Source organism: Roseibium sp. LAB1 (assembly GCF_054658235.1).
This window is the reverse complement of record NZ_BAAGIB010000003.1, coordinates 155,654-177,284: the sequence shown is the minus strand read 5'-3', so window position 1 is coordinate 177,284 and position 21,631 is coordinate 155,654. Positions and strand designations below refer to the sequence as shown.

21 protein-coding genes are annotated in these 21,631 nt (G+C 59.7%); 11 read left to right on the top strand and 10 right to left on the bottom strand.

Annotation, left to right across the window (positions count from 1 at the left end):
- Window positions 1-1,029 (bottom strand): uroporphyrinogen decarboxylase, encoded by a 1,029-nt coding sequence (gene hemE, locus ACYQ54_RS18725; protein WP_460085296.1) that lies wholly within the window; start codon window positions 1,027-1,029, stop codon window positions 1-3.
- A gap of 424 nt (window positions 1,030-1,453) precedes the next feature.
- Here hemE and ACYQ54_RS18720 point away from each other — a divergent pair, with 424 nt between their 5' ends.
- The 5 genes from ACYQ54_RS18720 to dnaQ all read left to right on the top strand — a co-directional run bounded on the left by ACYQ54_RS18720 (window position 1,454) and on the right by dnaQ (window position 5,357).
- A complete protein-coding gene (locus ACYQ54_RS18720) occupies window positions 1,454-2,314 on the top strand; it encodes a pyruvate, water dikinase regulatory protein (protein WP_460085295.1) in 861 nt (286 codons plus the stop codon).
- A 9-nt stretch (window positions 2,315-2,323) separates the two neighbouring features.
- Window positions 2,324-2,923 (top strand): Maf-like protein, encoded by a 600-nt coding sequence (locus tag ACYQ54_RS18715; protein ID WP_460085292.1) that lies wholly within the window; start codon window positions 2,324-2,326, stop codon window positions 2,921-2,923.
- Entirely contained in the window at window positions 2,920-3,768 is an 849-nt protein-coding gene (locus ACYQ54_RS18710; protein ID WP_460085290.1) for a shikimate dehydrogenase, read from the top strand. The genes ACYQ54_RS18715 and ACYQ54_RS18710 overlap by 4 nt, the downstream gene beginning before the upstream one ends.
- Window positions 3,765-4,352, top strand: coding sequence for a dephospho-CoA kinase (gene coaE / locus ACYQ54_RS18705; protein WP_460085288.1), 588 nt, complete (start codon window positions 3,765-3,767; stop codon window positions 4,350-4,352). Before ACYQ54_RS18710 ends, coaE begins: the two co-directional genes overlap by 4 nt.
- 291 nt (window positions 4,353-4,643) lie before the next feature.
- Window positions 4,644-5,357 (top strand): DNA polymerase III subunit epsilon, encoded by a 714-nt coding sequence (gene dnaQ / locus ACYQ54_RS18700; RefSeq protein ID WP_460085286.1) that lies wholly within the window; start codon window positions 4,644-4,646, stop codon window positions 5,355-5,357.
- Between the two features lie 56 nt (window positions 5,358-5,413).
- On the opposite strand, the gene ACYQ54_RS18695 is transcribed toward dnaQ, so the two are convergent.
- Both ACYQ54_RS18695 and ACYQ54_RS18690 read right to left on the bottom strand, forming a co-directional pair.
- Complete coding sequence (locus tag ACYQ54_RS18695) at window positions 5,414-6,295, bottom strand: aminoglycoside phosphotransferase family protein (protein ID WP_460085283.1); 882 nt, start codon at window positions 6,293-6,295, stop codon at window positions 5,414-5,416.
- A gap of 21 nt (window positions 6,296-6,316) precedes the next feature.
- The gene (locus ACYQ54_RS18690; RefSeq protein ID WP_460085282.1) at window positions 6,317-7,303 is read right to left on the bottom strand and encodes a 2-hydroxyacid dehydrogenase; all 987 of its coding nucleotides are present in this window, start codon (window positions 7,301-7,303) and stop codon (window positions 6,317-6,319) included.
- Window positions 7,304-7,591: 288 nt separating this feature from the next.
- Here ACYQ54_RS18690 and ACYQ54_RS18685 point away from each other — a divergent pair, with 288 nt between their 5' ends.
- Window positions 7,592-8,089: an SH3 domain-containing protein gene (locus tag ACYQ54_RS18685; RefSeq protein WP_460086100.1), complete on the top strand. Its 498-nt coding sequence runs from the start codon at window positions 7,592-7,594 to the stop codon at window positions 8,087-8,089.
- 124 nt (window positions 8,090-8,213) lie between these two features.
- Here the strand turns inward: ACYQ54_RS18685 and fabI are convergent, their stop codons facing one another.
- The 3 genes from fabI to fabA form a co-directional block, all read right to left on the bottom strand.
- Window positions 8,214-9,026, bottom strand: a complete 813-nt coding sequence (gene fabI, locus ACYQ54_RS18680) for an enoyl-ACP reductase FabI (protein ID WP_460085279.1) — start codon at window positions 9,024-9,026, stop codon at window positions 8,214-8,216.
- Window positions 9,027-9,036: 10 nt separating this feature from the next.
- Window positions 9,037-10,260, bottom strand: a complete 1,224-nt coding sequence (gene fabB, locus ACYQ54_RS18675) for a beta-ketoacyl-ACP synthase I (RefSeq protein WP_460085276.1) — start codon at window positions 10,258-10,260, stop codon at window positions 9,037-9,039.
- 138 nt (window positions 10,261-10,398) lie between these two features.
- The gene (fabA, locus tag ACYQ54_RS18670) at window positions 10,399-10,905 is read right to left on the bottom strand and encodes a 3-hydroxyacyl-[acyl-carrier-protein] dehydratase FabA (RefSeq protein WP_006940144.1); all 507 of its coding nucleotides are present in this window, start codon (window positions 10,903-10,905) and stop codon (window positions 10,399-10,401) included.
- A 443-nt stretch (window positions 10,906-11,348) separates the two neighbouring features.
- Here fabA and irrA point away from each other — a divergent pair, with 443 nt between their 5' ends.
- Window positions 11,349-11,783, top strand: coding sequence for an iron response transcriptional regulator IrrA (irrA, locus tag ACYQ54_RS18665; RefSeq protein WP_023002449.1), 435 nt, complete (start codon window positions 11,349-11,351; stop codon window positions 11,781-11,783).
- Between the two features lie 22 nt (window positions 11,784-11,805).
- Here the strand turns inward: irrA and ACYQ54_RS18660 are convergent, their stop codons facing one another.
- On the bottom strand, window positions 11,806-12,354 hold the full coding sequence (locus ACYQ54_RS18660) for a GNAT family N-acetyltransferase (protein WP_460085273.1): 549 nt from the start codon (window positions 12,352-12,354) through the stop codon (window positions 11,806-11,808).
- Complete coding sequence (gene nth, locus ACYQ54_RS18655) at window positions 12,351-13,166, bottom strand: endonuclease III (RefSeq protein WP_460085270.1); 816 nt, start codon at window positions 13,164-13,166, stop codon at window positions 12,351-12,353. The genes ACYQ54_RS18660 and nth overlap by 4 nt, the downstream gene beginning before the upstream one ends.
- Window positions 13,167-13,188: 22 nt before the next feature.
- Between nth and ACYQ54_RS18650 the strand changes: the two genes are divergently transcribed.
- Complete coding sequence (locus tag ACYQ54_RS18650; protein ID WP_460085267.1) at window positions 13,189-13,710, top strand: DUF2244 domain-containing protein; 522 nt, start codon at window positions 13,189-13,191, stop codon at window positions 13,708-13,710.
- Here the strand turns inward: ACYQ54_RS18650 and ACYQ54_RS18645 are convergent.
- Window positions 13,707-14,894: an MFS transporter gene (locus tag ACYQ54_RS18645; RefSeq protein WP_460085264.1), complete on the bottom strand. Its 1,188-nt coding sequence runs from the start codon at window positions 14,892-14,894 to the stop codon at window positions 13,707-13,709. The two genes, ACYQ54_RS18650 and ACYQ54_RS18645, sit on opposite strands and share 4 nt — an antisense overlap.
- A gap of 231 nt (window positions 14,895-15,125) precedes the next feature.
- Complete coding sequence (mutS, locus tag ACYQ54_RS18640; protein ID WP_460085262.1) at window positions 15,126-17,852, bottom strand: DNA mismatch repair protein MutS; 2,727 nt, start codon at window positions 17,850-17,852, stop codon at window positions 15,126-15,128.
- Window positions 17,853-17,986: 134 nt separating this feature from the next.
- Here mutS and ACYQ54_RS18635 point away from each other — a divergent pair, with 134 nt between their 5' ends.
- From ACYQ54_RS18635 to ACYQ54_RS18625, 3 genes are all read left to right on the top strand, one after another.
- Window positions 17,987-20,269, top strand: coding sequence for an NADP-dependent malic enzyme (locus ACYQ54_RS18635; protein ID WP_460085259.1), 2,283 nt, complete (start codon window positions 17,987-17,989; stop codon window positions 20,267-20,269).
- Window positions 20,270-20,445: 176 nt separating this feature from the next.
- Complete coding sequence (locus tag ACYQ54_RS18630; protein WP_460085256.1) at window positions 20,446-20,733, top strand: GIY-YIG nuclease family protein; 288 nt, start codon at window positions 20,446-20,448, stop codon at window positions 20,731-20,733.
- A gap of 226 nt (window positions 20,734-20,959) precedes the next feature.
- The gene (locus ACYQ54_RS18625; RefSeq protein WP_460085254.1) at window positions 20,960-21,616 is read left to right on the top strand and encodes a phosphoribosylanthranilate isomerase; all 657 of its coding nucleotides are present in this window, start codon (window positions 20,960-20,962) and stop codon (window positions 21,614-21,616) included.
- Window positions 21,617-21,631: the final 15 nt, after the last annotated feature.

Sequence of the window (21,631 nt, the reverse complement as noted above, 5' to 3'; positions counted from 1 at the left end):
CTAGCCCTTCCTGACCAATTCAACCATGCGGGCGACATTGTCCGGATTCGCGTCCGGTGTCACGCCGTGTCCAAGGTTGAAGACCAGCGGACCCTTGTCGAAGGTTTTCAGGATATGCGCAACGCCCTCTTCAAGCGCCTTGCCACCGGCAACCAGCCGCATCGGGTCGAGATTGCCCTGGATCGGAACCTTCTTCTGGATATCCAGTGCGACCTGGTCCGGTGCCGTCCAGTCGAAACCGACCGCATCCACACCCGTTCCTTCGACAAACGCCATCATCCGTGCTGACGAGGCTTTCGGAAAACCGATGATCTTCGCATCGGGACGCACAGCCCGGACACCATCGACGATCCGGCGGGTCGGTTCGATCGACCAGCGTTTGAACCCGGCTTCATCGAGCACACCGGCCCATGTATCAAAAATCTGGACGGCATCCGCGCCTGCATCGAGCTGGCGGATGAGATAGCGGATCGAAGCGGTGACGAGCTGATCGATGAAACGCTGCATCAGATCGGGATCACGATAGGCTCCCACGCGGGCAGCCACCTGATCCTGAGTGGTATGACCGGCAACAGAATAGCAGGCAACGGTCCAGGGAGCACCGCAGAAGCCCAACAGCGTCGTCTCCTGTGGCAGCTCCGCTCGTAGACGTGAAACCGTCTCTATGACCGGTTTGAGATGATCCTCGGCCCGATCCTGCTCCAGACGATCAAGGAGATCGGAAGACAGCGGTTCCAGAACAGGACCACGTCCTTCTTCAAAACGAACCGGGTACCCGATGGCGTCCGGTACGACGAAGATGTCGGAAAACAGGATGCTTGCATCAAAACCATACCGGCGAATCGGCTGGAGAGTGACCTCTGTTGCCAGGTCAGGTGAATAGCAGAACTCCAGGAAGTTTGCGGCTTTCGCACGAACTTCGCGATATTCCGGAAGATAGCGTCCTGCCTGTCGCATCATCCAGATGGGAGGCGGCCAGAGCTTCTCTCCGGAGAGTACCCGCATCACGGACCTGTCTTGGGATTTCATGAGGTCGCCTTTCCCACATTTCAAATCAATAAAGATTCTTATTTTGAATCTGTTTTTTCTATTTAAGCGTGGATTACCGGGATCATTTTCTATCCACAATCCATCAGCCCGATTTTCTCGGCGGGAAAAAATTCGCAACTTGTTAAGTGGAATTCCTCCCCAGGAGTCGATAACAGGATTAGGAATTAAATTACAATCACTTGTCTGCTTGTTTACGTTTCGTTAAGGAATTGGGCGGTGGTGGATAATCTGTCGATATGTCACAGCACCTTTGTGAATCCACATCCATGCACAACCGTTTCGGCATCAGTTTCCGCTCGTTTAAGCATTGTTAATAAATTCGGCTGAGCGGGCATAAACTTCGTGCTAGGCACGGGGTGGCAGACATCTTACCCAATTCATCAACAGGCCTGGGGATGACAACGTGAACAAGTCGAGACACTACTTCCATCTCCATCTCGTGTCCGACTCCACCGGCGAAACGCTTATGACAGTGGCCCGTGCGGCGACAGTCCAGTACGAAAATGTGCAGGAAATAGAGCATGTTTACCCGTTGGTGCGCTCACAGAAGCAACTCGATCGGGTGATCACCGAAATCGAGAAAGCCCCGGGAATTGTCCTCTATACGCTGGTCGATGTGGAAATCGCCGGCCGGCTGGAACTGAAGTGCCGCGAACTCGGTGTTCCCTTCGTCAATATCCTGGATCCGGTTTTTGCCGTCTTTCAATCCTATCTCAACGTGACGCAAACCCATCGTGTGGGCGGCCAGCACGAACTGGATGCCGAGTATTTTCGCCGCATGGAAGCGCTCAACTACACAATGCTGCATGACGACGGCCAGATCTGGGACGATCTGGAATCCGCCGATATCGTGTTGATCGGGATATCGCGCACATCCAAGACGCCGACCTGCATCTATCTGGCCAACCGCGGCATCAAGGCGGCCAACGTGCCGCTGGTTCCGGGCATTCCCCTGCCTGAGCATGTGAAAAAACTGAAAAAGCCGATGATTGTCGGATTGATCGCCTCTGCAGAACGCATTCAGCAGATCCGGCGCAACCGCGTATTGTCGCTGAATTCGGATGGCTATAACGACACTTACGTAGACCGGAAGGAAATCTCCCAGGAGATCAACATGACCCGACGGCTCTGCACCGAACATGGCTGGCCGTTGATCGATGTCACCCGCCGCTCAGTCGAGGAGACGGCTGCGGAGATCCTGACCCTTTTCAAGGAATTTAAATCAGGGCAGGAAGGTGGACCGGAAACCGGGCGCGCCGGATAACAAAAAGGGATGGAAATGGCACTTGTCTTGGCAAGCGGAAGCAGGATCCGCGCAGACCTTTTGAAAAATGCAGGTCTGGATATCGAGATCGATCCGGCCGATGTCGACGAACGCGCTGTCGAAGCGCCACTCCTGGAGGCAGGGTTTCCCCCGGAAGATCTGGCAAGTGTGCTTGCGGAAGCCAAGGCGAACGACGTCAGTGGTCGCCGCGCAGGTGACCTTGTCATCGGAGCCGATCAGATCCTGGCATTCGAAGGGGAAAGACGAACAAAACCGGAGGATATGGAGGCTGCCCGCCGGCAGTTGCTCGCCTTTTCCGGCAAGACCCACGAATTGCATTCGGCAGTGGTATTGTCGAGGAACGGCGAGGCGATCTGGCGCCATGTCTCCACGGCACGCCTGACAATGCGCGATCTGAGCCCCGCCTTCATCGGCCATTACCTGGCCGCGGCCGGTCAGGAAGTGCTCTCCAGCGTTGGCGCCTATCAGCTGGAAAATCTTGGGGTGCAGCTGTTTGAAAAGATTGACGGTGACTATTTCACCATTCTGGGTCTGCCGCTTTTGCCTCTTCTTGGTGAGTTACGCAGCCTGAAGGTGATCGAAACATGAGCGGAACTTTGAAAAAAGCCGCCATTACCGGTCACCCCGTCACGCATTCCCGTTCGCCGCTGGTTCATGGCTACTGGTTGAAGAAACACGGCATTGCCGGCGATTACGGCCGTGTAGATGTTCCACCGGAAACCGCTGAAGAATTCTACCGGAACTTTGCCGCTTCCGGTCTTGCCGGTGCCAATGTCACCGTTCCCAACAAGGAAGTGGCCGCCGCCGCCTGTGACTGGCTGGACGATGCAGCAAGGTCCATGGGGGCAGCCAACACGATCTGGCTGGATGACAGTGGCCACCTGTGCGGCGCCAACACGGATGGGCTCGGTTTTCTCGGCAATCTCGATCAGCTTGCGCCCGGATGGGACGTTTCACGTGAATCGGCCGTGGTTCTCGGCGCCGGCGGTGCCGCGCGCGCGGTGGTGTGGGCATTGCTCTCCCGAAAATTCACAAGAGTGCATATCGTCAACCGGACCTTCAAAAAGGCAAAAGTTATTGCCGATATGTTTGGTTCCGGAACAATTGCTCATGGATGGGATAAGCTGAGGACAGTGCTTGAAGAAGCTGAACTTCTGGTCAACACCACTTCTCTTGGTATGACCGGCAAGGCTCCGCTCGAAATCGACCTGTCACCACTGCCGACAACCGCGCTTGTCACCGACGCGGTCTACGCACCACTGGAAACCGACCTGCTGCGCAGGGCGAAGGAGCGGGGTAACCAGACTGTTGATGGTCTGGGTATGCTGCTGCACCAGGCCGTACCGGCCTTCGAACGCTGGTTCGGTGTGCGCCCGGAAGTGGATGATACTCTCCGCAATCTCATTCTTGAAGACCTCGGGGTAACCGCGTGATCCGCATCGGCCTCACCGGCTCCATAGGCATGGGCAAATCGACGACGGCGAAAATGTTCGCGGCCGAGGGCATTCCAGTCCATGACGCCGATGCCACGGTTCACGCACTCTATTCGGGACGGGCGGCCCCGCTGATCGAGGCCGCCTTTCCCGGCACGGTGACGGACGGCAAGGTCGACCGCACACGTCTTTCCGCGCACGTGCTCGGCAAGCCCGAGGCCATGAAGAAACTCGAAGCCATCGTGCACCCTCTGGTGCGTGAGGAAGAACAGCTCTTCCTGCAGCGCGCCCGCTCCGGCCATCGGCGTATCGTCATGCTGGATATCCCGCTGTTGTTCGAAACCGGCGGCGAAACCCGTGTTGATGCCGTTGTCGTTGTCACGGCGGATTCTGACATCCAGCGGGACCGCGTCCTGGCCCGGCCCGGCATGAGTGAAGACCGGTTCGAGGCAATCCTCGCCAAGCAGATGCCGGATGCGGAAAAACGTCGCCACGCGCATTTCCTGATCGACACGGGCAAGGGCATGGAACCGGCAAGACGCCAGGTCCGCGCGATCCTGAAGGCATTGGCCGCGGCAGGGTGACTTCTCTCTGATCCTCTTTTCTACCAAAGGTCTTGCCAATTTCCCCTCATCTTGAGGAAGCACAAAGTGCCGTCTCGAAGGATGGGTGGCATACTCTCGAGCGAGTGGCCCATCCTTCGAGACACCGCAAGCGCGGCTCCTCGGGATGAGGTGTTGGACGGAACAGGCGATTGGATATTGGGAGCAAACGCCCAGACCAACAAAACCCCAGAACACCGGGGAAAACCGCGCGCAACCCTTGCCACTCACCCGGCAAGCTGCACTATGAATCCATAGGCAAAAGGCGGAAAAATGCGCGAGATCTCGTTCGATACGGAAACAACAGGCCTGAACCCGCGCGGGGGCGACCGGCTGGTGGAAATCGGCGGTGTGGAGCTGATCAACCACATCGCAACGGGCAATTCCTATCACGTCTATATCAACCCGCAGCGGGACATGCCCGAAGAAGCCTTCCGGGTTCACGGCCTGTCGGCGGAGTTCTTGTCCGATAAACCCCTGTTCGAGCACGTTGCCGACGAGTTTCTGGAGTTCGTTGGCGATGCCACGCTGGTGATCCACAACGCGGCCTTTGACATGGGCTTCATCAACATGGAGCTGGAACGGGCCGGGCGACGCACGATTTCGAACAGCCAAGTGCTCGACACGCTGGATCTTGCCCGGCGCAAGCACCCCTCGGGACCGAACTCGCTGGACGCACTCTGCTCGCGCTATGGCATCGACAATTCCAAGCGTATCAAGCACGGTGCGCTTCTCGATGCGGAAATCCTCGCTGAAGTCTATCTGGAGCTGATCGGTGGCCGCCAGACGGCCCTTGGCCTGATAACGGATGAGGAAGAAACCTCGTCGGGAAGCGCCACCTTCGAACCCGGTGAACTGGGCACTTTCAATGCCCGCCAGCGCCCGTCACCGTTGCAGCGGTTGCTGCAGGAAAGTGAACTGGAAGCTCACAAGGCCTTCATCGAAGGCATGGGCGACAGCGCGATCTGGTCGAAATACAACGGCTGAGGCTCTTAAGCCCGAAAACAACCGGACTGATCGGAACCCTGTCGGGCTCACCGTTTCTAAAGCAGCCAGCGCACCGTATCGAAATGCCGGTCGGCATAACTGCTGTTGAAAGCCCAGGCCATGGTCTGGCCGATTGTCCATAGCCTGGCACGCTCCCGGTCAAGCTCCAGCTCTTCCGACAAGCGGTCCAGGCGATGGAGAGCGGCGGCTTGCGAGTGGCCGAATTCGAAGCTTCTGACGATGGGGCCAAGTGCAAAGGCGGGATCGCCGGCGAGTGGCTTCGGATCGATGGCAAGCCAGGGATCTCTTTCTGCGGACAGAATGTTGTGACCGTGAAGGTCCTGATGCAGCAGGACCGTTGCCGTTTCTGTCAGGCACAGGTCCTGCAAGGCCGTGATCGCAGCATCGACAAGGTATCTTTCACAAGGCTTTCCCGCAGCAACCCAGTCCTGGTCGAGCGAACTGCGCCAGCGTGCGGCTTCGTCGGTCAGGCGGGTGAACGGCTCGTCCGCAGGGATCATCAGGACACGCAAGAGCCCTGTCAGGATGCCCAGCCTGTCCGTTTCCGCGTCGTCTGCCAGAAACCGTCCCGGCCTGCACCGTTCAAGCAACAACGCACCGAGGCCCGGTGCATGGTCTAAAAGCCTGACAGCGCCCTTTCCGTTCCAGCGCCTTAGCGCTTCGGCCTCATGGCGGCATTCGTGATCGGGAAATTGAAGTTTGAGGACAACGTCCTCATCGCCGCGCTTTGCCGGAAGCACAAGAGACACATTGCCACCCGAAAACGGCTTTCCGATTTCATCCAGGCCGAACTGTTCGCATGCGGTCTCAAGCAGCTCCGGCAGCTTGTGAAGCCAGGTTCGTCCAGCTTCGCTACCTTTCAGCCAGTCGAGACTGGCGGGTACCGGAGTTGCAGCGCCGATGGATTGAAGAGCCAAGACATTATGCCCGGAAACGGGTCAAAGCATCGACGGCAGCACACGATCCGGCGGCCGGTGACCATCCATGAAGGTCTTGATGTTGATGATGACCTTCTCGCCCATCTCGATGCGGCCTTCGATCGTCGCAGAGCCCATGTGCGGCAGCAACAGAACGTTTTCGAGCTTGGCCAGCTTCGGATTGACCGCAGGCTCATGTTCGAACACATCCAGGCCGGCACCGGCAAGATCGCCGCTTTCCAGCATGCGAATCAGTGCGTTTTCGTCGATTACCTCGCCGCGGGCGGTGTTGACCACGTAAGCATCCTTTTTCAGAAGCTTCAGGCGGCGGGCGGACAGAAGATGGAACGTGCCCGGCGTGTGCGGGCAGTGAATGGAGACCACATCCATGCGTGCGAGCATCTGGTCGAGGCTGTCCCAATAGGTCGCCTCAAGCTCTTCCTCGACGCTTTCCGCAAGGCGGCGACGATTGTGGTAGTGGATCGACATGCCGAAGGCCTTGGCGCGGCGGGCGACGGCCTGGCCGATGCGGCCCATGCCGATCACGCCCAGGCGTTTGCCCCAGATCCGGTGGCCCAGCATCCAGGTCGGCGACCAGCCGGCCCAGTCGCCGGATTCCAGCGCCTTTATGCCTGTGGCAAGTCGACGCGGCACGGCCAGAATCAGCGCCATGGTCATGTCGGCGGTGTCTTCGGTCAGGACGCCCGGCGTGTTGGTGACATTGATTCCCCGGTTGTTGGCGCTGACGACATCGATGTTGTCGACACCGTTACCGAAGTTGGCGATCAGCTTCAGGTTCTCGCCTGCCTGGGAAAGCACCGAGGAGTCGATCCGGTCGGTAACGGTCGGCACCAGAACATCGGCGGTTCGCACCGCTTCCACCAGTTCCGCCTGGCTGAAAGGCCTGTCATTATCATTGAGACGCGTTTCGAAAAGCTCGCGCATCCGTGTTTCGACCACGTCCGGAAGCTTCCGGGTCACCACAACGACAGGCTTCTTTTTCGCCATACCAATTGCCTTTCGCGCTTCGTTGAGGACTTGTTAACCTCAACGGTACCACTTTGACGCTGCGCGTTGCGCGAGCGGATGAGACCACCCCTTTTCCTTACCAGATGGTCCGGCAGAAACAAGGGATCGGTTTCAATCGCCGCGGATCGCCAACCGGCCAAAACGACCAAGCTGGTTTTCGCGCAAATTTTTCGGTAGAGATTTGCCTCAAATCAAAGATCAATAACAATTGGACAACCGGACAATATGGCTCGCTCGTTCCAGGCTACCCGGATCTTCCTCAGTTTGATGACATTGCTGTGCGGTTTGCTCGCATCTTCAGTCACGTTGCAGGCCCAGGGCACGACAACAGGGGCAAGTGGCTTGCCCGTCCCAAGATTTGTCAGTCTGAAATCGGACCGGGTCAATGTACGCATCGGGCCTTCGCGCGAACACGATATCGCGTGGACCTTCGTGCAATCCGGCCTGCCAGTGGAGATCGTCGGCGAATTCGAGAACTGGCGTCGCATCCGCGACTGGGAAGGCAAACAGGGCTGGGTGTTTCGGTCGCTGCTGTCCAGCCGCCGCACCGCTCTCGTCACCCCTTGGGAAAAAAGCGATCGCACTCCGCTGCGCGCCCGCTCCCGCTCCGATGCCGACATCGTTGCCGAGCTGGATCCCTTCGTGCTGACAACAATTTCCGAATGTGCCGGCGGCTGGTGTCGGGTCAACGGCGAAAATTATGACGGCTGGCTCGATCAGACGCGCCTCTTCGGCGTTTATCCGGACGAGCTGATTGGGGACTGACGTCCTCCTCCCTCGATTGCCTGGGTTTCCTGATCCCTCATCCTGAGGAATACGGCGCAGAATTTCCGAAACAAAAAAGGCGGCCAACGGCCGCCTTCTTCATGTGTGGCTCAAGACACCAGCCTCAGTCGGCCTGGACTTCCTGAACCTTGAGCTCTTCCAGTCGGGGCATCGACATGATGTTGTAGCCGCTGTCGACAAAGTGCACTTCGCCGGTCACACCGCCGGAAAGGTCCGACAGGAGATAAAGACCGGTGCCGCCGATTTCATCCAGAGAGACGGTCCGGCAAAGCGGGGAATTGCGCTTCTGGAAATTGAACATCAGGCGGGCGTCGGAAACGCCGGATCCTGCAAGCGTGCGGACCGGGCCGGCGGAAATCGCGTTCACACGGATGTTCTGCTCGCCGTAGTCCACCGCCAGGTAACGGACGGAGGATTCCAGCGCGGCCTTGGCAACGCCCATCACATTGTAGTTCGGCATCACCTTGGTGGAGCCGCCATAGGTCAGCGTCACCATGGAGCCGCCGTCGGTCATCAGAGCGGCGGCCCGCTTGGCGATCTCGGTGAAGGAGAAGCAGGAGATCAGCATGGTGCGGGAGAAATTCTCCCGTGTGGTGTCGGCATATTTGCCGCGCAGTTCGCTCTTGTCGGAAAAGGCGATGGCATGCACCAGGAAGTCGATGCTGCCCCACTCTTCCTTCAATGTGTCGAACACGCTGTCGACCGATGCGATGTCTTCCACATCGCACGGCACCAGGATCTTGGACCCGACTGAATCGGCCAGCGGCTTGGTCCGGCGTCCGAAAGCCTCGCCCTGATAGGTGAAGGCAAGCTCGGCACCATGATCGGCCAGCGTCTTGGCAATGCCCCAGGCAATGGAGTGGTCGTTGGCAACGCCCATGATCAGGCCGCGTTTGCCCTTCATCAGATCAGACATTCAAAGCTCCTCAGCCGTGGTAGCGCGACAGCGCCAGCGTCGCGTTGGTGCCGCCGAAGCCGAAGCTGTTGGACAGCACTGTGTCGAGTCCGGCATTGTCGACGCGCTCGGTCACGATCTCGCTCGGCTTCAGGGCCGGATCCAGCTCAGTGATGTTGGCGGATGCGGTCATGAAGTCGTTCTGCAGCATCAGCAGGCAGTAGATGGCTTCCTGAACGCCGGTCGCACCCAGGCTGTGGCCGGTAAGCGATTTGGTTGAAGAAGCCGGTGGCTGATCTTCACCAAATACACGGCGGATTGCCTCGATTTCGCCAATGTCGCCAACCGGCGTCGAGGTGCCGTGGGTATTGATGTAGTTGACCTTGCGGTCGCCCAGGGTCGAGATCGCAAGGCGCATGCAGCGCTCGCCACCTTCGCCGCTCGGAGCCACCATGTCGTAGCCGTCGGAATTGGCCGCATAACCGGTGACTTCGGCATAAATCTTCGCGCCGCGTGCCTTGGCGTGTTCCAGTTCTTCCAGAACCACGACACCGCCGCCGCCTGCGATCACGAACCCGTCGCGGGTCGCGTCATAGGCCCGCGAAGCGGTCTCAGGCGTGTCGTTGTACTTGGAGGACATGGCGCCCATGGCGTCGAACAGGCAGGACAGGGTCCAGTCGAGTTCCTCACCGCCACCGGCAAACATCACGTCCTGCTTGCCGAACTGGATCTGCTCGGTGGCCGCCCCGATGCAATGCGCGGAGGTGGAGCAGGCGGACGTGATGGAATAGTTGATGCCCTTGATCTTGAACGGCGTCGCCAGGCAGGCAGAGTTGGTGGAGCTCATGCCGCGGGTCACCATGAACGGGCCCATGCGCTTGGGCGAGCCTTTTTCCAGAACGATCTGGTGCGCCTGGAACAGGTTCTTGGTGGAAGGACCGCCGGAGCCCATGATCAGGCCGGTGCGCGGATTGGAAACGTCTGTTTCCTCCAGACCACTGTCGGCAATGGCCTGCTGCATGGCAATGTAGTTATAGGCAGCACCGTCGCCCATGAAGCGCAACTGGCGCTTGTCGACGAGCGAAGCGATATCGACATTCGGCATGCCGTGTACCTGGCTTCTGAAGCCGTGTTCCGCGTAATCCGGAGCAAAGCTGATGCCGGACTTGCCTTCTCGAAGGCTGGACAGCACTTCTTCTGTGTTTGCTCCGATGGACGACACGATACCCATGCCGGTGACGACAACGCGTCTCATTGCGGTCTCCTATTGTCTTGACTGCTCCGCAGCTCTCGGGGGTGTGTCGAGAGCCTGCTGGCACATACATAATATGCAAACCGGCGCTCCCAATGAAAAAGAAGCGCCGGTGCCATCAATTGATCCTGCGAACAGGCGTCAGGTCTTTGCCAGGCCGACGCGCAGATCGGTCGCCTTGTAGATCTGTTCACCGTCCGCCTTCAACCAGCCGTCGGCAATGCCGAGGACCAGACGGCCCTTCATGATCCGCTTGAAGTCGACACCGTATTCCACCAGCTTTACGTCCGGTGTCACCATGCCCTTGAATTTCACTTCGCCGGTCGACAGGGCCATGCCCTTGCCTTCCAGACCCAGCCAGCCGAGGAAAAAGCCGGTCAGCTGCCACAGGGCGTCGAGGCCAAGGCAGCCCGGCATCACCGGATTTCCCTGGAAGTGACACGGGAAGAACCACAGGTCCGGCTTGATGTCGAACTCGGCACGGGCGAAACCCTTGTCGAATTCGCCGCCGGTTTCGGAAAGCTCCGTGATCCGGTCGAACATCAGCATCGGGGGAAGAGGCAGCTGGGCGTTGCCCGGGCCAAACAGCTCGCCGCGGCCGCAGGCGAGAAGTGCTTCATAATCGTAGCTGGAGCGGCGATCGGTCATTCAGGATCCGTGTTTTGTCTCCTGCCCGGGAAATCCCGAGGCAGGTTTGGTTTGTTTTCGGTTCGTTTGAGGCGCCTTCCTAACACAGGGGAACCATGACCGAAAGATGTCACTTGCGCGAAGTTGCTCGGTTTTTTCCGGTGTTTGGCCAAGTATTGTGGGTATTCGCCCCATTCCTTGCAACCGGCGCGGGGGCGTCTACGCACTGCGGTCCGCGGAGCGTTTCCGGCAATCCCTGTGACGCGCCCCGGTCGCCTCCTGATCACCTGCCCCGATGCTGCCTTGATTGCTCCCTTGAGTACCCTTGACGTTTAAAACTTGCATCTTGGGTGCAAGAAATGGCAGATATAGGCCAATGTTAGTAAAAACGGCCCTGCGTGAGGTTTGCGCGGTTGGTGAGAGCGCCGTTTGAAGAAGCGACCCTGGACCTGGATCGGATCGGAATGACAACACTTGTGGTGCATGAAACCGGCGACAAGAAGAACGTGACCGATATGCTGCGGTCTGCGGGGCTGCGGCCGACGCGCCAGCGCGTCTCGCTCGCGGAAATTCTGTATTCCCGGGGCGATCGCCACATCTCTGCCGAGCTGCTTCATGAAGAGGCTGTCGATGCGGATGTGCCCGTATCTCTCGCAACGGTCTACAACACGCTGCACCAGTTCACCGAGGCCGGTCTTCTGCGTGAAGTCGCGATCGACGGCAACAAGACCTATTTCGACACCAATGTGTCCGACCACCATCACTTCTTCATCGAAGGCGAAAACCGGGTGATCGACATTCCCGGTGAAGGTGTGGGCATCGGAGCCCTGCCGAAAGCTCCGGAAGGCATGGAAATCGTCCGTGTCGACGTGGTCGTACGGGTGCGCGAAAAGCGCTGATCGCGATTGACGGCGGCGGCCCTCAGGCCAGGCCGCTCTCCACATACCGCAATTTCCATTCGTAATAGTTGGAGGTCGTACCGATCTCCGCCAGATGCCGCTGTCCGTCCGGCTCGAACCCCAGTTTTTTCAGAAGATTGGCGGAGCGGACATTTTCCGGATGAGTGATCGCACACAACGTGCGCAGCTTCAGTTCCTTTGTGACAAAATCCAGAACGCTCTGCCCGGCCTCACGGCCGAAGCCCTTGCCACGGTGGTCTTCCAGAAAGGCAAACCCAAGGTCCGGGTATTTCAATTCCTTGCGCACCACCAGTCCGCACACACCCACGGGGGTGAGCTCCGGCTTCAGCTCCACAATCCACAAACCGACGCCATGCGCGGCAAAGCGTGCCAGCGTCTTGTTCTTGATGTAGTTGGCCGCGTCATCCTCGGTCCGGATGCCGTGGTCGGCGATGAAACGGATATAGTCCGGGTCGTTCATGAGCTGGTGGTAAAAAGCGGCATCATTGCTGGATGGCAGGCGGAAGCGAAGCCTCTCGCTTACCGGAAATGGTCCAAGCAGAAAACTCACGCAATAATTTCCTTTTCAATCAGGGCCTTGGTGCGCAGGGCAATATCCGGCACCGCATCAAACTGTTCCTTCTCCGGGCTCCGGCACAGATCGTAGATCACACAGCGCCGGCACTCCGGTTTGCGTGCCTTGCAGATGTACCGGCCATGCAGGATGAGCCAGTGGTGTGCATGGAGCGCAAATTCCACCGGCACGACCTTCTCCATGGCCTTTTCCACGTCGAGAGGCGTCTTGCCGGGCGCAATGCCTATACGGTTGCCAAGGCGGAACAGATGCGTGTCGACGGCAATGGTCGGATGACCGAAGAAGATGTTCAGAACCACATTCGCCGTCTTCCGGCCGACACCGGGCAGCGCTTCCAGCGCGTCGCGGTCTTCGGGAACCTCGCCGCCATGATCGCGGATCAGCTGTTCGGAGAGCAGAATGACGTTCTTGGCCTTGTTCTTGTAAAGGCCGATTGTCTTGATCTCCTCCCGCACGAGGTCTTCGCCCAGGGCAAGCATCTTTTCCGGCGTATCGGCAATCTGGAACAGGTGCTTCGTCGCCCGGTTCACGCCAACATCAGTCGCCTGGGCCGACAGCACCACCGCAACCAGCAGTGTGAAGGCATTGACATAGTCCAGCTCGCCCTTCGGTTCAGGGTTGTCGGCGTGGAAGCGCTGGAAGATCGCAAAGGTCTCCGCCTTCGAATAGCGGGACCGTTTTAGAACCTTGCCGGGATTGTCCACGGAAGGCGCTTTTTTCCGGGTCTGCTTGGGTTTTGCGGGCCGCCGTGCTGCCGCTGTCTTGGAAGGGCTCTTTGCTTGCTTCATCTTCTCTCTATAATCATGCCTCATGAGCGAGAACAATCCGAAACCCGAACGGGAAGGCGAATTGCCGGAACAGGACCGGCCGTTTTTCTCTGCCGTTCTGACCCCCCACCGGTCTTTGGGGCCAAACGGGTTTCTGGTTCTCATGTGCTTCTTCGGCGCGGTCAGTTTCGTCGCCGGCATTCTGTTTCTGCGTATCGGCGCCTGGCCGGTTTTCGGTTTCTTCGGCCTTGACGTCGCCCTGCTCTGGTTTGCCTTCCGGTTGAACTACCATTCCGCGCGAACATACGAGGAAGTGGTCGTCTCCCGGCACGAGATCGCGATCCGCAAGGTCGGTCCGGGCAAGAAGTATCAGGAATACCGGTTCAATCCCTTCTGGGTCCGCCTGACGGTGGACCGGATCGAGGACGAAGGGGTCGTCAAGGTGACCCTTCTCAGCCGCGGCGAGAAGGTCGATCTCGGCAATTTCCTAAATCCCGATGACAGAACGAGTTTCGCCGGTGCAATAGCAAATGCGCTGTCCGTCGCCAAGGCAGGCGGTGTCTAGGCTCCTTCTTCTATCGCTTTGGGCTGAACCTTGAACGTTGCAAGCAAAACGACCAGGGCCGCGGTTGCCGACAGCGCTGCGGTGTAGAGCACGGTCTGAAAGCTTGCCGCGCTGGCAATGAAACCCATCGAAATGCTGCCGATCATGCCGCCCAGAAACAGGCTGTTCATGTAGACCGCCGTTGCCCGGCCCGGTCGGTCCGGGGCAAAGCTCTGAACGAAGCTGATCGCGACACCGGCAAACAGGCCATAGTAGGTCCCCTCCAGAACCGCGATTGTCAGCACCTGCCAGAGAGCCGTCACCTGGGCAAACAGCACCATGCTGATCGCGGCAAGGCAGGCAGCCAGCATCAGCACCTGCCGAATGCCGATGCGCTCGGCAAGGCGCACCGAGCCGAAGATGACGAAAACCTCCAGCAGGCATTTCACGGAAAGCGCCAGGCCGGGCGTCGCGCCGGGCAGATGAGTTTCCTGCACGAAGAACAGCGGCATTGCCGAGACGAACAGCGAATTGGTGATGACGAAGCCAAGACAGGTCAGCCCGGCGATCTGGAGCCCCCAGTTGATCGGCGCCTTGCCGTTGGTCTTGGAGCGCTCCCGTGTCGACCTGAAATCTGCGGGAATGACGACATACCAAAGCGTCAGGTAAACCAAACCGATTGCCAGCGCACACAGGAAGGCAGCGGCAAAGCCGAAAGCTGCTACGAGTGAAAAAGAGACCGCCGGCCCAACCATCCAGGCCATCGAAACCATCATCCGGAGCCAGGAATTGACCCTGGCGACATCCATGCCTTGCTGTTCTGCGTAAAGGCGGCCGAAGGTGAAGACAATGCCTGCGCCCATGTTGGAAAGGCTCATCAGGGGTGCGATCAGGACGAGTAGCATTACGAGGCTGCTGATCTGGGTCAGCAGCGCGGCCAGCGTGATATAGGCAATGACGGAAACGACCAGCAGGCTCTTGACCGGAAAGCGGTTGTCCAGTCGCTCGCCCGCCCATCGGTTGACGGTCAGCGTCAGCGGCATCACCAGGCCGGAATAGAGCCCCACCTGCCAGGGGTCGGCGCCAAGCCCTTCCACAATGAAAAAACTCATCAGCGGCACCAGCGCCGAAACGCCGAGGCTGTTGGTGAATTGAAGCAGCAGGATCAGCAATGCCTGTCGGGGCAGTTGCAGGAGGGACAACATGACTATCGCCGGAAAAGTGAATTAAGCAAGAAATGCAACCTAACTGGGTTGTATCGGTCCGTCACCGGTTTTTTTGAAGGGATGCGCGTGTCGAAACAATCCGCCCATCCCGCCGAGACAGCACTACCACTTGCTCAAGATACGGGTGAACCGGTTGCGCGACCTGTTTCAGGAAAAGCTTCTCTCACATCTTCATGCCGAGGCATTGTGCAAACAGCGCCTCGAGGCAACCTAGTCGTCCGGGAGCACTCGCAGGGTCTTCAGCCGGTAAAGTGCCTCCAACGCTTCGCGCGGGGTCATGTCGTCCGGATTGATCGCCTCCAGGGCCACGGCGACAGGATCGGGTTCCGAGAAGCCGCCCGGTGCGCTGGGCGCCGGTGCTGTCAGGCTGGCGAAAAGAGGCAGCTCATCGATCAGGCTTTCGGTTGGAGAGCGCCGGTCCTGCTCTTCCAGCTGGCTGAGCACCTGTTTGGAGCGCTCGACAACCGATCCTGGCAGGCCCGCCAGCTTGGCCACCTGAATGCCGTAGGACCGGTCGGCCGCACCGGGAACGATCTCATGCAGGAAGATGACGTCGCCTTTCCATTCCTTCACCGAGACGGTGGCATTGGAAAGGCGGGCCAGCTTTGCCGAAAGGGCGGTCAGCTCGTGATAGTGGGTCGCAAACAGGGCGCGGGACCTGTTGACCTCGTGTAGGTGTTCGATGGTGGCCCAGGCGATCGACAGGCCGTCGAACGTCGCTGTGCCGCGGCCGATCTCGTCGAGGATCACAAGAGAGCGGTCGCCCGCCTGATTGAGAATTGCGGCGGTTTCGACCATTTCCACCATGAAGGTGGAACGCCCGCGCGCAAGATCGTCGGCAGCGCCGACGCGCGAGAACAATCTGTCGACCACGCCGATATGGGCCGCAGCGGCCGGAACATAACCACCCATCTGGGCCAGAACGGCAATCAGCGCATTCTGGCGCAGGAAAGTCGACTTACCGGCCATGTTCGGACCGGTGATCAGCCAGATGTGGCCGATATCCTCGTCCGCTTCCGGACCGAGATTGGCATCGTTGGCAACAAAGCTGTCACCGCCGGATTTCTTCAGTGCCTTTTCGACCACCGGGTGGCGGCCACCCTTGATGTCGAAGGCACGGCTGTCGTCGACCACCGGCCGGACGTAGTTCTCTTCCTGGGCGAGTTTGGCCAGCGCGGCCGAAACATCCAGAATGCTGAGGCCGTGGGCGGCCGCCTTGATCGCTTCACCCGCGTCGATGATCGCCTTCGCCAGCCGGTCGAAGATTTCCAGCTCGATGGCAAGCGAGCGTTCGCCGGCACTGGCGATCTTCGATTCCAGATCCGCCAGCTCCGTCGTGGTAAAGCGCATGGCGCCGGCCATGGTCTGGCGATGGATGAACCGCCCGGGATCGGCAGTCAGCTTTTCCGTCTGCGCGGACGGTGCTTCGATGAACCAGCCGAGCACATTGTTGTGCTTGATCTTCAGTGAGCGCAGGCCGAGTTCTTCCGAGTACTCGGCTTGAAGTTTCGCGATCACCTTTCGGCTTTCGTCGCGCAGGGACCGCAACTCGTCGAGGTCGGCGTTGTAGCCGGTGGCGATGAAGCCGCCATCGCGTTTCAGCAGAGGCGGCTCGTCTTTCAGGGCGGTCGTCAGTTCACTGCCAAGATCGTGCGGCGCCTGTTCCAGGCTGGCGCGCGCGGCCGCGATTTCCACCGGGATTGTTCCGGCGGTCGCGCTGGTCTGGTCGAGCACCGCCCGTGCGGCCTCAAGGCCCTGGGCAACCGACAGGATATCGCGCGGCCCGCCCCGGTTGAGCGCGATCCGCGACAGGGCCCGGGCCATGTCGGGAGCGCCCTTCAGCGTCTGGCGCAGGCCTTCGCGCATGATCTCGTTTTCAAGGAAGAACGCGACACCGTCGTGCCGGTGCTGGATGGCATCGACATTGATCAGCGGCCCGGCCAGACGGCTGGCCAGCAGGCGCGAGCCGCCGCCTGTCACCGTGCGGTCTATCGTTGCCAGCAGCGAGCCCTGCTTTTCACCTGAAAGTGTTCGGGAAAGCTCGAGGTTGGCCCGGGTCGCCGGATCGATCAGCATGCGCCCGGCCCCGGCCTCGCGCACGGGCGGATCCAGTGGCGGGCGTTCGCCGAGCTGGGTCTTTTCCACATAGGCAAGAATGCCGGCGGCGGCCGAAAGCTCGGCCCTGCTGAAGGTGCCGAAGCCGTCGAGGGTCTTCACGCCGAAGTAATGCGCGAGCCGGTCCGTTGCGGTGGAACTGTCAAAAAAGGCACGCGGCACCGGTGACAGTGCACCGCCCGCCTGCTCGGCTGTCAGGCGCAATTCGCTTTCCTGCAACAGATTGTCGGACAGGATCAGTTCGCGCGGGGAAACCTGGGCAAGGTCCGCGGCAAGGCGCTGGTGATCGGTCTCCGACACCTGGAAGGATCCGGTCGACATGTCGATCCAGGCAAGACCATAGACCGCACTGCCGTCCAGCGATCCGCCCTTCAACCGGGTCAATGCCATCAGGTAGTTGTTGGTCCCCGCGTCCAGCAGGCGTTCTTCCGTCAGCGTTCCCGGGGTTACGAGACGCACGACATCGCGCCGGACGACGGATTTGGAGCCGCGTTTCTTGGCCTCGGCCGGATCTTCCGTCTGTTCGCAAACGGACACCCGGTGCCCCTTGGCGATCAGCTTGTTGAGATAGTCGTCGGCCGCATGCACCGGTACGCCGCACATGGGGATGTCAGCGCCCTGGTGCTTGCCGCGCTTGGTCAGCGTGATGCCGAGTGCAGCGGAGGCGACTTCCGCGTCCTCGAAAAACAGTTCGTAGAAATCGCCCATCCGGTAGAACAGCAGGCTGTCGGGATTGGCAGCCTTGATCTCCAGGAACTGGGCCATCATTGGCGTGACCTTGCTGTCCGCCGGGGTGATTTCTTGCGCGCTCTGTCCACTCATGCCTGATACCTAGCAAACTGAGCGGGCCATTCCACCAAGGGCCTATTCCATCTTGGCTTGAGGCTTCATTTTCCAGGGGATAAGGTCGTGCTCCCGCACCGTAAAGAGAGCGCGCAAGAGGAAACGTCCAAACCATGTCCGCCGACAAGAAACCGACCAAGACCAATGTCAGCTTCACCGACCAGGAAGCGCTGCAATTCCATCAGGAAGGCCGCCCAGGGAAGCTGGAAATTGCGCCGACCAAACCGATGGCGACCCAGCGCGATCTGTCGCTGGCCTATTCGCCCGGTGTGGCTGTGCCGGTCCGGTCGATCGCGGAAGACCCCAGCCGGGCCTACGACTACACCACCAAGGGCAACATGGTCGCGGTGATTTCCAACGGCACGGCCATTCTGGGCCTGGGTAATCTGGGGGCGCTTGCGTCCAAGCCGGTGATGGAAGGCAAGGCGGTTCTGTTCAAGCGCTTCGCCGATGTCGATTCCATCGATCTGGAAATCGATACCGAAGAAGTCGATGAATTCATCAATGCCGTCCGCTACCTCGGCCCTTCGTTCGGCGGGATCAACCTGGAGGACATCAAGGCGCCGGACTGTTTCATCATCGAGCAGCGCCTGCGCGAACTGATGAACATTCCTGTCTTTCATGACGACCAGCACGGCACGGCAATCATCGCGGCGGCGGGCCTTATCAATGCCCTGCACCTGACCGGGCGCGACATGAAGGACACGAAAGTGGTCTGCAACGGCGCGGGCGCGGCAGGCATTGCCTGTATCGAACTCGTCAAGGCCATGGGCATTCCGCACGAGAACGTTACCCTGTGCGACACCAAGGGTGTCATCTACAAGGGTCGCGAAGAAGGCATGAACCAGTGGAAGTCCGCCCACGCGGTCGAAACCAAGGCACGCTCGCTTTACGATGCGATGAAGGGTGCCGATGTCTTCTTCGGCGTGTCGGCAAAGGGCGCATTGACACCCGACATGCTGCGGGTGATGGCGCCGAACCCGATCATCTTCGCCATGGCCAACCCGGATCCCGAAATCACGCCGGAAGAGGCCGCCGAAGTGCGCGACGATGCGATTGTCGCGACCGGACGTTCTGACTATCCGAACCAGGTCAACAACGTGCTCGGCTTTCCCTATATTTTCCGCGGCGCGCTCGACGTTCAGGCCACCACCATCAACGATGCCATGAAGGTTGCCTGTGCGCATGCCCTTGCGGAACTGGCGCGCGAGGAAGTGCCGGACGAAGTCGCCGCTGCCTATCGCGGCAACCGGCCGAAATTTGGCCCGGAATACATCATTCCGGTGCCCTTCGATCCGCGCCTGATCCACACCATCCCGCCCGCGGTCGCCCAGGCTGCAATGGATTCCGGCGTCGCCCGCAAGCCGATCGTCGACATGGAGACCTACAAGCATCAGCTCTCCGCCCGCCGCGATCCTGTCGCCGGCACCTTGCAGCGGATCTTCTCCAAGGTGCGCCAGCAGCCCAAGCGTGTTGTCTTCGCCGAAGGTGAGGAAGAACCGGTCATCCGCGCCGCGACGAGCTTCGTGTCGCAGGGCCTCGGAGAAGCCATCCTGATCGGTCGCGAGGACGAGATCAAGGCGATGGCCGAGCGGGCCGGCATCGACATCGACCGACCGGGCCTTTCCATCCAGAACGCGCGGCTGTCCAATCGCAACAGCGATTACGCGCAATATCTCTATGGCCGTTTGCAGCGCCGGGGGTACCTGCTGCGCGACTGCCAGCGCATGGTCAACAACGACCGCAACTACTGGGGTGCCATCATGGTCGCACGGGGCGATGCGGATGCCATGGTCACCGGTGTGACGCGGAACTATTCCGTTGCTCTCGATACGGTCAAGGCAACCATCGATCCCAAGCCGGGGCACCGCGTCATCGGCGTCTCGCTGGCGCTCGCCCGCGGCCGCACCGTGCTCATTGCCGATACTGCGGTTATCGACATGCCGACATCGGAGGAACTGGCCGACATCGCCGAGGAAGCCGCTCATGTTGCGCGCAAGTTCGGCTACGAGCCACGCGTCGCAATGCTGGCCTATTCCACCTTCGGCCATCCAAAGGGCGAACGGTCCGAGAAAGTCATCGAGGCGGTCAAGATCCTCGAACGGCGCCGGGTCGATTTCGAATTCGACGGAGAAATGGCCGCCGACATCGCGCTCAACATGGACCGAATGGCCGCTTATCCGTTCTGCCGCCTGTCCGGTCCGGCAAATGTTCTGGTCATGCCGGCGTTCCACTCCGCATCCATCTCCACAAAGATGCTGCAGGAACTGGGCGGCGCTACGGTCATCGGCCCGCTGCTGGTCGGTTTCGACAAGTCGATCCAGATCGTGCCCCTGGGCGCCAAGGACAGCGACATCGTCAACATGGCCGCCATCGCGGCGTTCAATGTGACGTGAGGTGGTTTGTTACTTGGTTGGATTAGGGGCTCCCCGATCCCGGGTCGCGCTTTGCTTGCCCGGGATGACGGCTGAAAGGTTTCTACCAGACCTGTCGTCGTCATCCCGGACGCAGCGCAGCGAAGATCCGGGATCGGGGAGCCAACCAACCTCTCGAAACCCGGAGTGACCATCGTTTGACAGCCTGGGTCTATATCCTCGCCTCGCGACCGTTCGAAACTCTTTACACGGGCGTGACGACGGACTTGGCCCGCCGGATTTACGAGCACCGTGAAGGTCTGATTGAGGGCTTTTCCAACCGATACGGAACGAAATCTCTGGTCTGGTACGAACAGCACGAAGAGACCGGGGCTGCGATTGCCCGTGAAAAACAGATCAAGCGTTGGCGCCGACAATGGAAATTCGATCTGATCGAGAAGATGAACCCGGACTGGCAGGATCTCTATCTGGTTCTAAATCAGTAACAACTACCTTGATCTCTCAGTCGTCATCCCGGACGTAGCGCAGCGAAGATCCGGGATCGGGGAGCCCAAAGCGCCGCCGCAACACACATGGGAAACCAAAGTCCGGTGGCTCTTCGCGCCCAAGTTGCAATTCGCTCGGCAGGGATGGAGCGTGATTGCGCCTTTTCCCATCGGATGACGCAATCTCTTTTGACAAACTCTGCCCCAACGGCGATACCTCGAAACCATGTCGGATATAAAAGTCAAAATCTGCGGTCTTTCGACCGAGGACACAATGGCGGCGGCGCTAGATGCCGGGGCGGATATGGTCGGGTTGATGTTCTACCCGAAAAGTCCGCGCCATGTGTCGCTGAGCCAGGCCTGCCGGCTGGCCGATATGGCCCGCGGCCGGGCGGAAATCGTGGCGGTGACCGTCAACATGGAGCTCGACGGCCTGTCGCGCATCAATGAGCTGGTCAAGCCCGATACGTTCCAGTTCCATGGCGAGGAAGCCCCTGAAGCCCTGGCAGCGGCCAAGGTGATGCAGGGCACCAAGGTCATGAAGGCGATCCCGATCTCCGATCGCTCGGACCTGGAACAGGCGCATTACTACGCAGTGGTTGCCGATCGCCTGCTGTTCGATGCCAAGCCGCCGGCGGGCTCGGACCTGCCGGGCGGCAACGGCGTGTCCTATGACTGGACGATCTTGAAAGACCTTGACCTGAAGAAGCCCTTCATGCTTTCCGGAGGACTTGATCCGGACAACGTCACTGAAGCGATCCGTTTGAGCGGCGTCAGCGAGGTGGATGTTTCCTCCGGCGTCGAGCGGGCAAAGGGCGTCAAGGACAGTGATCTCATTCGCGCATTCTTGGCGGCTGCCAAGGGCGTCAAGGTGCCGGGCTGAAGCCCGGGTGAAGGA

Excerpts from the sequence above, each read along its gene's own strand:
- hemE (WP_460085296.1), bottom strand. The coding sequence starts at position 1,029 with ATGAAATCCCAAGACAGGTCCGTGATGCGGGTACTCTCCGGAGAGAAG.
- ACYQ54_RS18715 (WP_460085292.1), top strand. The coding sequence starts at position 2,324 with ATGGAAATGGCACTTGTCTTGGCAAGCGGAAGCAGGATCCGCGCAGAC.
- ACYQ54_RS18710 (WP_460085290.1), top strand. The coding sequence starts at position 2,920 with ATGAGCGGAACTTTGAAAAAAGCCGCCATTACCGGTCACCCCGTCACG.
- dnaQ (WP_460085286.1), top strand. The coding sequence starts at position 4,644 with ATGCGCGAGATCTCGTTCGATACGGAAACAACAGGCCTGAACCCGCGC.
- ACYQ54_RS18690 (WP_460085282.1), bottom strand. The coding sequence starts at position 7,303 with ATGGCGAAAAAGAAGCCTGTCGTTGTGGTGACCCGGAAGCTTCCGGAC.
- ACYQ54_RS18685 (WP_460086100.1), top strand. The coding sequence starts at position 7,592 with ATGACATTGCTGTGCGGTTTGCTCGCATCTTCAGTCACGTTGCAGGCC.
- fabI (WP_460085279.1), bottom strand. The coding sequence starts at position 9,026 with ATGTCTGATCTGATGAAGGGCAAACGCGGCCTGATCATGGGCGTTGCC.
- fabB (WP_460085276.1), bottom strand. The coding sequence starts at position 10,260 with ATGAGACGCGTTGTCGTCACCGGCATGGGTATCGTGTCGTCCATCGGA.
- fabA (WP_006940144.1), bottom strand. The coding sequence starts at position 10,905 with ATGACCGATCGCCGCTCCAGCTACGATTATGAAGCACTTCTCGCCTGC.
- irrA (WP_023002449.1), top strand. The coding sequence starts at position 11,349 with ATGACAACACTTGTGGTGCATGAAACCGGCGACAAGAAGAACGTGACC.
- nth (WP_460085270.1), bottom strand. The coding sequence starts at position 13,166 with ATGAAGCAAGCAAAGAGCCCTTCCAAGACAGCGGCAGCACGGCGGCCC.
- ACYQ54_RS18650 (WP_460085267.1), top strand. The coding sequence starts at position 13,189 with ATGAGCGAGAACAATCCGAAACCCGAACGGGAAGGCGAATTGCCGGAA.
- ACYQ54_RS18645 (WP_460085264.1), bottom strand. The coding sequence starts at position 14,894 with ATGTTGTCCCTCCTGCAACTGCCCCGACAGGCATTGCTGATCCTGCTG.
- mutS (WP_460085262.1), bottom strand. The coding sequence starts at position 17,852 with ATGAGTGGACAGAGCGCGCAAGAAATCACCCCGGCGGACAGCAAGGTC.
- ACYQ54_RS18635 (WP_460085259.1), top strand. The coding sequence starts at position 17,987 with ATGTCCGCCGACAAGAAACCGACCAAGACCAATGTCAGCTTCACCGAC.
- ACYQ54_RS18625 (WP_460085254.1), top strand. The coding sequence starts at position 20,960 with ATGTCGGATATAAAAGTCAAAATCTGCGGTCTTTCGACCGAGGACACA.